The sequence below is a fragment of the Arsenicibacter rosenii genome (genome assembly GCF_001870735.1).
GTDB classification, from domain to species: domain Bacteria; phylum Bacteroidota; class Bacteroidia; order Cytophagales; family Spirosomataceae; genus Arsenicibacter; species Arsenicibacter rosenii.
In genome coordinates this window covers 380610-393662 of sequence record NZ_MORL01000001.1, presented here as the reverse complement: position 1 = coordinate 393662, position 13053 = coordinate 380610, and the positions used below count along the sequence as shown (strand labels likewise).

12 protein-coding genes are annotated in these 13053 nt (G+C 50.3%); all 12 read left to right on the top strand.

Annotation, left to right across the window (positions count from 1 at the left end; translation table 11 throughout):
• Positions 1–16 precede the first annotated feature (16 nt).
• The 12 genes from BLX24_RS01415 to BLX24_RS01360 all read left to right on the top strand — a co-directional run bounded on the left by BLX24_RS01415 (position 17) and on the right by BLX24_RS01360 (position 13014).
• Positions 17–2107, top strand: coding sequence for an ArnT family glycosyltransferase (locus BLX24_RS01415; protein WP_071501288.1), 2091 nt, complete (start codon positions 17–19; stop codon positions 2105–2107).
• Between the two features lie 7 nt (positions 2108–2114).
• On the top strand, positions 2115–2816 hold the full coding sequence (locus BLX24_RS01410) for a WbqC family protein (RefSeq protein ID WP_071501287.1): 702 nt from the start codon (positions 2115–2117) through the stop codon (positions 2814–2816).
• Positions 2817–2870: 54 nt separating this feature from the next.
• Positions 2871–3527: an acetyltransferase gene (locus tag BLX24_RS01405; protein ID WP_071501286.1), complete on the top strand. Its 657-nt coding sequence runs from the start codon at positions 2871–2873 to the stop codon at positions 3525–3527.
• Between the two features lie 56 nt (positions 3528–3583).
• Positions 3584–4792, top strand: a complete 1209-nt coding sequence (locus tag BLX24_RS01400) for a glycosyltransferase family 4 protein (RefSeq protein ID WP_071501285.1) — start codon at positions 3584–3586, stop codon at positions 4790–4792.
• A 27-nt stretch (positions 4793–4819) separates the two neighbouring features.
• Entirely contained in the window at positions 4820–5908 is a 1089-nt protein-coding gene (locus BLX24_RS01395; protein ID WP_229201671.1) for an acyltransferase family protein, read from the top strand.
• 43 nt (positions 5909–5951) lie between these two features.
• On the top strand, positions 5952–6953 hold the full coding sequence (locus BLX24_RS01390; protein WP_071501283.1) for a glycosyltransferase family protein: 1002 nt from the start codon (positions 5952–5954) through the stop codon (positions 6951–6953).
• A gap of 2 nt (positions 6954–6955) precedes the next feature.
• Positions 6956–7990 carry a glycosyltransferase family 9 protein gene (locus BLX24_RS01385; protein ID WP_071501282.1) on the top strand — a complete coding sequence of 345 codons (1035 nt, stop codon included), beginning with the start codon at positions 6956–6958 and terminating at the stop codon, positions 7988–7990.
• Positions 7987–8814 (top strand): DUF5672 family protein, encoded by an 828-nt coding sequence (locus BLX24_RS01380; RefSeq protein WP_071501281.1) that lies wholly within the window; start codon positions 7987–7989, stop codon positions 8812–8814. Before BLX24_RS01385 ends, BLX24_RS01380 begins: the two co-directional genes overlap by 4 nt.
• 10 nt (positions 8815–8824) lie before the next feature.
• Positions 8825–9847 (top strand): glycosyltransferase, encoded by a 1023-nt coding sequence (locus tag BLX24_RS01375; RefSeq protein ID WP_083421744.1) that lies wholly within the window; start codon positions 8825–8827, stop codon positions 9845–9847.
• A gap of 62 nt (positions 9848–9909) precedes the next feature.
• Positions 9910–10902, top strand: coding sequence for a hypothetical protein (locus BLX24_RS01370; protein ID WP_071501280.1), 993 nt, complete (start codon positions 9910–9912; stop codon positions 10900–10902).
• A 100-nt stretch (positions 10903–11002) separates the two neighbouring features.
• The gene (locus tag BLX24_RS01365; RefSeq protein WP_071501279.1) at positions 11003–12109 is read left to right on the top strand and encodes a glycosyltransferase family 4 protein; all 1107 of its coding nucleotides are present in this window, start codon (positions 11003–11005) and stop codon (positions 12107–12109) included.
• Positions 12106–13014 (top strand): glycosyltransferase family 2 protein, encoded by a 909-nt coding sequence (locus BLX24_RS01360; protein ID WP_229201670.1) that lies wholly within the window; start codon positions 12106–12108, stop codon positions 13012–13014. Before BLX24_RS01365 ends, BLX24_RS01360 begins: the two co-directional genes overlap by 4 nt.
• Positions 13015–13053 lie beyond the last annotated feature (39 nt).

The following is a 13053-nucleotide window of genomic DNA, read 5'->3' as shown; positions in this document are numbered from 1 at the left end:
CCTTTGGCCATCATTCATGACAGTTATCTATCTGCTGACTTTTGTTCTGTTCGTAGCCTATGTCGGGTATCTTGCCTCGCGCATTACCCGCCGTTCGCTGAGCGAATGGATCATTACCTCCTTTCTGCTGTTTGCAGGAAGTGTCATTTTCACGGGTTTTGTTTTATCGGCCCTTTATCAGACAGCGCATACACCGGTATGGGCTATTGCGGTCTTTATTACCGCTACCCTCTTCGGACGCGGTTTACATTATCTGGTTGTCAACAGCAGCCCCGATAAAAAACACACGCCTTTCTCCCCGACTTTACTCATCAGAGAACGACGCCGGCAGCTCATCCGCTGGTACCGGGCGCTCAACACGTTTGCGAAGGTAATTTTCGGAATCCTGTTTGTCACCCTCGGCATTATCGCCGTCATGAACCTCATTCTGGTGCTGTTCACTGCCCCTAATGAATGGGACAGCATGACCGGTCATCTGAACCGGGTAGTGCAGTACATTCAGCGGGGATCGATGCGCCACTTCGGCGGAACAAACTGGAATATAGACACTTACCCAAAAAGCGTCTGTACGTTACAGATTTACGGCTATCTCATTACCGGCCATTTTGAAAACGGGTTTAAACTCATTCATCATCTGTCTTACTGGATCGCCATCGTTTCGGTATTCGGCATTGTACAGCGCATTACCAACGGCCGTTTATCGGCCAGCCTCCTGTGTGCGCTCGGGTATGCCCTACTGCCTGATTTCCTGATGCAGGCCATTACTACCGAAACCGATATTGTGCTCACAGCCTACCTCAGCGTGGTACTATACATGCTGTTTACGTTCAGGCAAACGGGCGATAACCGGTATCTGTACCTGACGGCTATGGCATTCGCTATCGCTTTCGGCCATAAAATTACCTTTGCCCTGCTCCTGCCCTCTGTGTTTGTCATTATGGTTTACACGGTTTTTCTGGCACCGGGTTTCCGTATTTTCCTGGGCCGGACATTTCGCCTCGGCATTGCCATTGTTATTGCCATGTGTTTCTGGACATTCCCGACGGGCTATCTGAAAAACATTGAAGTGTTCGGGCATCCGATTGGCCCGCCAACGGCACTGAAACACCAGTCGGTAGAACGGGCAGGATCATTACGCAATCTGTTTGAACAGGGATCACGGAACGTTGTCCGGTATGGGTATGATCACATTAATCTGGATGGCATCCGGAACGTTGAAGCCGGCGTAGTGCTGAATCATGAGATGCGGAAACCACTGGTTTTTCTGGAGGATAAACTCCGCATGCGCCTCGACGAAGAAACCGATTTTTCGATCCAGCCGTTTTCCTTTGACCGCCGCTTTATTTTCTACAACGCGAATCCGTATTGGGGCATCATCGGCTTCGGCCTTATTTTCCCGATCCTGCTTCTGGTTCTTTCAGGTATTATCGGCGTTCCGGTAGCACGTTCAACGCCGCATGCTTACCTCGGCATTGCCTTGCTGCTGCATTTCGCCGCTCTATCCTATTCGGCCCCGTATGACCCCTTCAAGGGCCGTTATTTTATCGAAACCGGCTTATTCGGCATTCCGATGCTGGCCCTGCTTTTCAGCAATACCAGCCTGTCCGTTGATCGTCCCGGCCGGTGGTTGTGGAAAGGTTATGTCGGTATGGTGTTGGTGGGCGGCTGTATTTCAGCGCTGTTGTGCGTCTTTTTCAATACCCGTGCCCTGCCGTTCGACTGGCATACCCCGGACGGGCGCGATATCCCGTCTGTCTTCAATGCTGACCGGATGCGGGTGCTCACCCTCGGGCGACCTGACATTTACCGGCCCTATAAACGCTTTGATGAACTTGTGCCTGAACAGGCAACGGTGGCCCTCGGTACGATCAATGATGATTACGAGTATCCGCTATACGGGAAGGACCTTACCCGCCGCCTGATTGCCATTAACCCGTTTGAGCGTGGGGTTCAACCCATCCCGAAAGAGGCAGATTATCTCTTTTTTGCCAAAAGTGTGATCAAACCCCGCCCGGGTGATATCCGGCTCGGTACCGACACAACCATGACCGAAGCCAATGGCATCGTTGTTCCCGGGGAAGACTATTATCTGCGAAAATTAAAGTAATACGCCGGTGAAACTAGCCATCATGCAGCCTTATTTCCTCCCGTATATCGGGTATATGCAACTCATGCATGCAGTCGACAAGTTTGTCCTGTTTGACGATGTTGCCTTTATCAACCGGGGATGGATTAATCGTAACCGAATGCTGGTCAATGGGCAGGAATTTATGTTTACCATTCCGCTGAAGGATGCCAGTCAGAATAAAAAAATTAACGAAATTGCCCTGAGCAGTGACCCGAAATGGCGTGGAAAGCTGCTAAAAACCATTGAACAGAGCTACCGGAAAGCCCCCTATTACGGAACGGTATTCCCGATGCTCGAAAAAATCATCAACTTTACGGCCGGTACCATTGCTGAGCTGATTTATCCCGGGCTTCTGGAGCTGAACCAGTATCTCGGGATCACGACCGAACTCGTTCCTTCGTCAGCCATCTATCAGAACGACCACCTGAAAGCACAGGACCGTATTCTGGACATTTGCCTGCAGGAAAAAGCATCGCACTACATCAACCCGATCGGAGGCATGGAGCTGTATGATAAAGACCGCTTTTCGCAGGAGTCGATCCGGCTTAGCTTTATGCAGGCGCGTAAGGTGGTCTATCCGCAGCTAAACCGCACAGAGTTTATGCCATGGCTGTCGATGCTCGATATTCTGATGAATAACGATGTTGACAGTATCCGGCGGATGCTCGGCGAGTACGATTTACTATAACCAAACGGGTACGGCCGGCTGCATTCCCGGTTCTGTACCATTCACGATTAGATCATGGCTAAAGTTGTCATTTTTGGTGTACTTGATACGGCTGAATTAGCCCATTTTTACCTGACGCACGATTCAGAGCACGAGGTAGCGGCCTTCACCGTAAACCGTGAGTACCTTAACGAAGTAACCTCATTTAAGGGGCTTCCGCTTGTTGCCTTTGAAGATGTTGAAAACCTGTTCCCCCCCCGGGAATACAAGTTTTTTGCACCCATGACGGCCCGGAACATGAACCGGAACCGCGAAAAAGTTTACCTCGAAGCCAAGGCCAAAGGGTATGAATTCATCTCCTACATTAGTTCGAAAGTAACGATGTTCGGGAATGAAATCGGTGACAACTGCTTTATTCTGGAGGATAACACGATTCAGCCGTTTACGACCATCGGTAACAATGTGGTCCTCTGGAGTGGTAACCACATCGGGCACCACGGTCAGATCAAAGATCACGTTTTCTTTACATCGCAGGTCGTTCTCTCGGGCCATTGTGTTGTCGAGTCCTATTCCTTTTTCGGCGTCAACAGTACCATCCGCGACTACACACATATTGCTCAGGGTACGCTGGTAGGCATGGCCTCAGCGATTTATAAAAATACGGATGAGTGGGGTGTTTACATTGGCAATCCAGCCAAAAAACTCCCGAAACCAAGTTACGAAACCTATTAATCAGGACACTGTGTCCTGCATGTCAGCATTTTTTACCGGGATAACCTACCTGTACACTGAAAACGATTTTACTCATTGGCCACGATGCCAATCGTGCTGGTGCCCAGCTTGTCTTACTGCAACTGATGCGTTTGCTGAAACAGGAAGGCATACAGATGCATTTATTGCTCGGTACCGGTGGTCCTTTACTGGAAGAGTACCAGCAGGTCGCTTCCGTGACAGTCTGGCCGGCCAACAGCGATCAGCATGTCGTCAATCCGCTCGTTGATAAAGTTTTAGGTAAAATCGGTTTATGGGACTCTATGTTCCGGCAACAGCAGCAGCGGCAACAGGCTCATCTGCGGCAATCCCTGCATCTGGATAAGACCGACCTTATTCTGGTTAATACCGTAAGCAGCAGCCGGTGGTTCTATGCGTTAGGTCTTGGTGACGTACTGCCTGGCAGGGCCAAAAAAATTCCTGTCATTACGTTCGCCCATGAACTGGCAATGTCTGTCAGCATGTATACCAAACCCGGCGAGCTGACTTATCTGCTGGACCATACGGATCATTTGCTGGCGGTTTCAAAAGCAACAGCGTCCTATTACGTGGACCGGCTTCACGTTGACCCGAAACGGATCACCCTCTTTACGCTGATCGATACACCATCGCTTCAGCAGCAGGTCGAACAGGCGCGTCACCAGCCAACCCCGCTGCCAGCGCTGGGCATTCCTGCTGACGCGATTGTGGTTGGCGGATGCGGGCTGGCCGAATGGCGCAAAGGGAACGATCTGTTTGTAACGCTGGCCCGGCTGGTAAGCCGGCGCCCGGTCAAACGCCCGGTTCATTTCGTCTGGGTCGGGATGAAACCCGGCGGCTATCGGGATGATCTCTGGCTGGATGTACAAAAAGCGGGGCTGACCGATATTGTCCATTTTGTCGAACCAACCCCGGAGGTCCTCCGCTACATGGCAGGGTTTCATATGCTGGCCCTGACTTCCCGCGAGGACCCCTACCCGCTGGTTGTCCTGGAAGCCGGACTCAGCCAGGTTCCGGTACTCTGTTTCGAAGGTGCCGGGGGATCGCCGGAACTGGTTGAGCGCGATGGCGGGGTGGTTGTCCCTTATCTGGATATCGAAGCCATGGCCGATTCCGTTGCCTGGCTGGCCGATGATGACAAAACGCGCACGGAGTTCGGTAAACAGCTCCGGGTAAAAGTTTTACAACGACATCCTGCCAATCAGAGTGTCGCCGTATTGTTACACCTAATCGGGGAGTTAGCCTAACGCTATACCCTGTTTTTTTACACCGCTATGCGATTACCTACCGGACATATGCCACAGCTGGATGCCCTGCGAACCTTCGCCGTGCTGCTGGTGGTAATCTACCACTGGTTTCCGACCGACCGTGGCTTCAATTACTATGTCCCGAACGGCACCATCGGGGTAATGATCTTTTTTGTCATCAGCGGATTTCTGATTACCAGAATTCTGCTCGATAACCGGAACCGCTGGCTCGACGGGCGGGTCTCCCTCGGCGAAACCTACCGCAAGTTTTTCATTCGCCGTGCGCTGCGGATTTTCCCGTTATACTACCTGGTCATTTCACTCGTCTGGGCCCTGATTCCGGAAGCGACTGACGTAGACCAACATCCGTTATATTATTATCTCTATGGCTATAACATTCTGCTGCATAAAACCGGCAACTGGTCAGACCTCCTCTCCCCGTTCTGGACTCTTGGGGTCGAAGAGCAGTTGTATCTGGTTTGGCCGTGGATTGTTTTTCTGACACCAAGGGCTTCGCTGCAATGGGTGATTACAGGCATGGTTGTTCTGGGAATCGCCTTCCGGGGGTTCGGCTACCTGACCGGCGATCTGGATGGTGTATTGACCCCTGCCAACGTCGATTCGTTCGGGTTAGGCGCTTTATGGGCCTGGCTGATTGTTGATAAACCGCAATGGATACCATTTTTTCTTGGCAAGTTGACATTTTTTACTATCATTGCCTTTCTTGCGTTTATAGGTTTTCAGTTTTTACCCAATGATCATTTTTTAGTCGTTTTATTTCAACGATTCGTAATTTCAGTTGTATCTTTATTCCTGGTAGTACAGGCTAGTATCGGCTTTCGCGGACTTACAGGAGCTGTCTTTAACAACGCTGCACTGCAATATATCGGAAGAATCAGCTACGGTATCTATGTATTCCATATGATCGTTCCAGGTTATCTGGTACCGTTGGCCATCCGTATCATGAACCGGTTCATTACCTTGCCGCCTTTTGGATTCTGGACGCACCGGCTTTTCAGTTTTAGTGTCCTGTTTGTTCTTGCTTCGGCTTCCTGGTTTCTTTTTGAAAAACCAATCAATGAGTTGAAGCGCTATTTTTCATACAAAACCACATAAACAGACGATTGCCACTGGCCGTCCGGACTGTTTTTTTATTGGCATGACGCTTGCATTTACGATATGTTCGGTGAATTACCTGGCCCAGGCGCGGACACTTGGTGACTCCCTGCTTGCGACCAATCCCGATTGGGAATATATTATCGGGCTGGTTGATGATTTGTCGGCAGCCAATCTGCCCGATGCCTTACGCCCCCCCTACCCGATGCTGGAAGTGGCGAAGATCAACATTCCTGACTTTCAGGCCATGTGTGACCGGTACGACATTACCGAGCTGAATACCGCCGTTAAACCGTTCTTCATCGACTATTTCTACGCCAGCAAACCGGAGATGACCGAGATCATTTATTTTGATCCGGACATTATTGTCTTCCAGCCTCTGACCGAACTACAGGAACGGCTGGCCAGTTACAGCATTGTTGTTACCCCACACACCTGCTCACCTACCCCCGATTGGGAACGGCCTAATGAGTTACACCACCTGAATACCGGCATTTTTAATCTTGGTTTTGTCGGGTTGCGGAAAGATGCCGAATCGCAGGCCTTTGTCAACTGGTGGAAAGAGCGGCTAACGTACGAATGCCGGATTGATCTCTGTGCCGGTTTATTTGTAGACCAGCACTGGGTGAATTTTGCTCCTGCCTATTACCAATCCGTTTACATTGACAAAAATCCCGGCTATAACGTAGCCTACTGGAACTTACACGAACGCTTTTTCAGTAAACAGGATGATCAGTGGATGGTAAACGGTAACTATCCGCTCTTATTTTTTCATTACAGCGGATACAACCCTTACAAGCCCAATGAGGTCTCTAAGTATCAGACACGGTATACATTCGACAGTACCGATCCGCGCAACCGGCCCGACGCCTTCCCGCTTTTTCTCTATTACCGGGATCAGTTACTGGCCAATGCGAATGACACGTACAGTCATTATCCATGTGTCTATATCAAACCACCGGCTGTACCACGGTACAAACGTGTGCGGAAGGCGCTGAAAGCACCGCTGAACAGACTCATCACTCTATTAGAAAAAAGGAACTAGCTATGTTTGCATGGCCACGCACCAAAGCACTCTGGATTCACCGATACAATAAATACACCCATATTATCGGGACGTATTTTTCATTCTGGCGCAAGTATACCCAACTCCGCAGTTTAAAAGCAACATTGCAGGGCCGCCCGATTATTGCTATTGTTCTTTCCGAACAAATGGGTGATATTATTGCCTGCGAGCCAGTAATCCGTGAAGTACGCCGCCGCTATCCGGATGCCTGGCTGATCTGGTTTGTCCGGCAGGCATACGTGGATCTGGTTAAATACCACCCTGATCTGAATGGCCATTTAATCGAAAAATGTCCCGGCGAACGCGTCAAACTCATTAATTCAGGCGTTTTCGACCATGTTTTCAACATGCATTTATCGCACCGGAAGTGCAAATACTGCATCGAAGATCCCGTAAATCCGGTGGCCGAAAAGCTGCATATTAACTATTCGAATTATTATTTCCACGGTAATCTGCTGCACTCATTCTCGCTTGCAGCCGGACTTCCTGCTCTTGACGATCAGCCGGTTATGCATATCCCAACAAACGTGCAGGCCAAAATCAGCCGGTTGAATATACCCAAGGATGCGATTGTGATTCACTGCCAGTCCAGTCATGCGCCCCGTGACTGGCAACCGGACAACTGGAATAAACTGGTGCGGTGGATGCTGGCTACCTACCCTAATACTGTCATCGAAGTAGGTTTAACGCCAATCGTGCAACTTAATGATCCGCGTTTTATAAATTTGTGCGGTCAACTGAGCTTACTGGAAACCGCCGAGGTGATTCGTCGGGCCCGTTTGTTCATTGGCATCGATAGCGGACCGGCACACATGGCCAATGCCGGTGGAACCGATGGTATCATCATGTTGGGACAGCTGTTCGATTTTGTTGATTACATGCCATATTCAGGGCGTTACCAGCATGGAGATGGCGTAACAATTTTAAACCAACTAGGGCATCCCTGCGCGGACATGCCATTTGAGTGGGTGCAGGAAGCCGTCGTTAACCGACTGGCTGAGCCCAAGCTAGTATGAAAAAAAACGGGAAACAAACAGTTTGTATCGTCATTCCGGTCTATAAAGCGGTTCCTTCCCCGCATGAGTCTATTTCGTTAACGCAATGTATTAAGGTTTTAGGTCACTTTCCGATTAAACTGGTACATCCTGAATCTCTGGATCTGACTGCCTACGAGGCCATAGCTCCTACTCTTGACGCTGTTCCGTTTCCGGCTCATTTCTTTACCGGTATTCAGGCCTACAACCGCCTGATGCTTTCGGAGGAGTTCTACAGTGCCTTTTCCGGTTTTGAGTATATGCTGATTCATCAGTTGGATGCCTTTGTCTTCAAGGACGAACTTCTTTACTGGTGTAATCAGGGGTTCGATTACATTGGGGCTCCATGGCTCAGGGACCGGGACTTTTACAGCTTTACTGATGAGTTTATCTTCAATCTGAAGAAACGTATTGCCGTTCTTTTCGATTTAAAAAAAGAAGACGGTATTACACCGCGTGAGATTACGAGTCTTAACAGCGTTGGTAACGGGGGCTTCTCCCTGCGGCGGATTTCTGCTTTTCTGGCGTGTTTACGTATCTTTAATAAAAAAATAAAGCAGTACGAACGTAGTACCCTTTATCAATTTAATGAAGATGCCTTCTGGGGTATTGAGGTAAACCGATACTGGCCCCGGTTAAAGATCCCGGATTTTCGTACAGCCCTTCGGTTCGCGGTTGAATTTTACCCGCAGCGGGCAATCACTAACTACAACCAGGGCGATTTGCCGTTTGGCTGTCATGCCTGGGATATTCATGGGACTGGCTATTGGCAATCAATTTTTGCCCGTTATGGCTACGTAATTTGACTTGTAACTGATGAATCAGCGTAAATCGCCAGGTATTTCAATTGCTTTATGCACCTACAACGGGGCAGCTTTTCTGCCCGCTCAGTGGGACAGTATCTTAAAACAAACTCTTCTACCCAACGAAGTTGTCATTTGTGACGATGGATCAACCGATGGCACAATTGACTTGCTGTATCAGTACAAGGCTACCGCTCCTTTCGAGGTTCATATTTTCCGGAATCCGGTTCAGCTTGGCTTCAATAAAAACTTTGAACAGGTTCTTGGCCGCTGTACCCGTGACCTGGTCTTTATTTGTGATCAGGACGATTACTGGATGCCTGAGAAACTGGAGGTCATGGCCGCCTTTATGGCTGAAAACCCTGATGCCCAGATTGCCTTCAACAATGCCTTTGTTGCTGATGATGAGCTAAATAATCTGCACGAACTGTTCTGGCTACGCGTCCGCTTCGATGAAGAAGCTCAGCAACAGTGGAAAAACGGTGAAGCTATGGAAGTGCTCCTCGACGGGCCCCGTATGATGGGCTGCGCGACCGTAATCCGGCACGGCTTTATCCCGAAGCTGATACCGATTCCGACCGATATTCCGAAATATATCTATGACGGCTGTATCTCGCTGGTTGGCGCTGCATACGATGCCATCCGGTTTGTCGATAAGCCGTTACAGCTGTATCGTACCCACAATAGCCAGCAGATTGGTGTCCGGGCCGCGCCCGTACCCCCCCGGACGCGCCTGCGTGACCGGTTTACCCGCCCACGTGCGGAGAAACTGGAACCGCTCGTTTTCAAACGGATGCAGATGGAGAAAATCCGGCAGTTTCTGGCCGGCCGCGTTCCGGAAAATTCTCCTGCCATGCAACAGCTTACCCGCAAACTTGCACACTATACCATGCGAAGTACGCTGTCTACCAATCGGCTGCAGCGAATTTACCCTGTTCTGCGGGATCTGCAACGTGGGTTGTACCATCGGTATGCCGATGCAGCCACCGACTGGTATAGCCCCTACCTTGCCGCCATCGGTGATTTACTGGAATGAGTCTGCACGCGGTCACGCCCTGAACGTCGGTCCGTTTGTTTGCTCGCTTTGCTCATTTTTCTATGTTTGCCGTACTTACAGTTTGTCATACACGTCAGTTACCACAAGCCATTACGCTTGGCAAGTCTATTCAGAAGGTCACTCCGGGAGCGTTGTTTCTGATCGGGCTAGCCGATAAACTCCCTGATGGCATTGCCGCAGACAGCCTGCCTTTTACCGTTATTCCTGCTTCAGACCTGCTCCCTGAGGCAGAACTGGCGGGGCTGTCAGCAGCTTATACGCCGACAGAAATGGCGGGAGCCCTGAAACCGCTGTTTCTTCAAACCTGCTATGAACGCTATCCGGATCGCCCGACCTTTGTGTATGCCGATCCGAATCTTTGTTTTTTCCAGTCACTGGATGCCATTAGCGACCAACTGACTGACGCCACGCTGCTGTTGACGCCCTATCTGATCAACCCACCGGCCGACAGTAAGTTTCCCGACGAAAAACACCTGCAGAACATCGGACTCTACAACAGTGATTTTCTGGCACTTCGCCGGTCCGATGAAGCAACGCGGTTTCTGACCTGGTGGGATAGCCGTGTCCGGACGCGGGCTCATATTAATTTCTGTGAGGGGTTATGCACGGATCAAATCTGGCTGATGCACATTCCTGCTTTTTTTGACGGTGTCCGGATCATACACCAACCAACCTGGCACGCGGGTCTATGGAATCTGCACAACCGGCAATTACAGCTCCATTCGGGCCAATGGCAGGTAAACGGGCAAGGGCCGCTGTTCTTTGCCAACTTTAAAGGACTTACCAATCCGGATGAAGGTTTCTTCCCTTACCAGAACCGGCTATTTGTCGGTAAACGGCCTGATATTCAGCAGCTCATGACCTCCTATAACCAACAGCTTCAGGTAAACAGACAACCGGCCCTGACCGGCATTCCCGTGTATGGCCGGCAACCGGAACCGCTTATTCTGCGGGGCTGGCGGAAAGGTGCCGTTGACTCCCTTCGGAAACTAACTGCCTTTATCGACACCATGCCGATTCCGGTTCTCCGGTGAGCAGGATCGCCAGTAAGTAAGTCCTTCTTGAATATGGCTAGTAAATACGCTACTTTTGCGGTAGTTTTCTACGAAAAATACAAACAGGACGTTTCACTGCATGAAGGTATTATATGACCATCAGTCGTTTACGGGTATGGCTTATGGTGGTGTTACCCGCTATTTTTACGAACTGATGAAGTCATTTGCCCGGCGCAATGACATAGATTTTGAACTTTCACTGAAGTTTTCCAATAACGAATACCTCGATCAGTCGGCCTTTAGCCGCCATTTCCGGTTTCGTCGGTGGGCACATTTACAGCAGGTTAATCAGGTCGCATCGGCCCTCAACCGGTTATACAGTGTGCAACGGCTCAAAACCAACGGGTTCGATGTGTTCCATCCGACCTACTACCATAAATATTTCCTGAATCACCTCGACGGCAAGCCATTTGTTATTACGTTTCATGACGCTACCAGTGAACGGTATGCCAAACAATACCCTGAAGTCGGGGAGCATATGACTGAGGTCAAAAAAGTGCTCCTGCCACGGGCCGACTGCATCATTGCGGTATCGGAGTACTCAAAACAGGAAATCCTGCGGTTTTTCGATGTGAAACCCGAAAAAATCAAAGTCATTCACCTAGGATCTTCGTTCAGTCACTTCAAGCCTGCCCGTCCGTTTGATCCGCTGCCGTTTTCGTATCTGCTCTACGTGGGTAAGCGCGGGCTGTACAAAAACTTTGACGGTTTTTTCCGGGCGATTCAGCCGGTGCTGCAGAAATATCCGGATATGCATCTGGTTTGTGCCGGCGGGGGCGCGTTCAGCAAACAGGAAAACGAACTGTTTCATTCAGCACGCCTGGGCAGCCGTGTCCATTATCGCCCGATTACTGATACGGCCCTGTTCGGCCTCTATCAGCATGCAACGGCGTTTGTCTTTCCGTCGCTGAACGAAGGGTTTGGTATTCCGGTGCTGGAAGCCTTCAGCGGAGGCTGCCCGAATGTACTCAGCGACCGGAGTTCACTGCCCGAAGTCGGCGCGGATGCTGCCATTTATTTCGACCCCGAAAATGACGAGTCGATGGCCTATGCCATTGAACGCATCCTTTCAGACAGTGAACTGCGGGCTACACTGACCCGTAAAGGAACCGAGCGGCTTAAACTGTTTTCCTGTGAGAAAACCGCCCAGCAAACATTTGATGTGTATAAGGAGCTAACCAAGTGATTTCACCGACTGACCCCTTCCTGCAAACGTTCGTAACCAAACCGTTTGTGGCTCAGCCGCAAACGATAAACGGACAATGGCCTAAACTCACCGTAGTGACGCCTTCTTATAACCAGGCCCACTACCTCGAGCGGACGATTCTGAGCGTACTGAATCAACAATACCCGAACCTGGAGTATTTTATCATTGATGGCGGCTCGACGGACGGGAGTCTGGACATTATCCGGAAATATGAACCCTGGCTTGCCGGCTGGGTCAGTGAAAAAGATAAAGGCCAGACAGATGCCATCAATAAAGGCTTCCGGCGTGCTACCGGCGACTATGTCGCGTTTCAGAACTCAGACGACATCTTTGCTCCGAATGCGCTCATTAACGTCGGAAAGGCCTGGCAGAAAAACCCGGAAACCGATGTGTTTTATGGCGACATGTACACCATCGACGAAGCAGATTTCGTTATCGAAGAAAAACGGGCGCTTCCGTTCATTCCAGCCTGCCAGATTTACAGCGGCATGCAGGTTTACAACCAGTCGATGTTTATCCGCCGGGAGGTTTTAACCAACCACGGGTTACTCGATGAAAGCCTGCGGTTTGTGATCGACTACGAGATCATCGCCCGCCTCGGCGTGCTGCCCGGCATCCGGTTTCAGCACGTAGCTGATTTTTGGGGCGGGTTCCGTGTCCAGCCCGATGCCAAGTCATCAACCATTGCCCAAACCGTGGGTGTTCAGGAACACCAGCGGGTAAAAGAGAAATATCAGCCGTACCTTCGCAGCTGGTTACCCGAAGCATTCTGGCGGCGGTATGCGCCTTTCCGCCAGCTCGCTTATTTTGCCCTTCGCGGTGATCTGGACTATGTCCGTCACCGGATGCAGATTCGAAAAGCCAACCGTATCACTAACGGATAATATAAATGACTACCCATGTTCCGGCTCATACAAAAACTT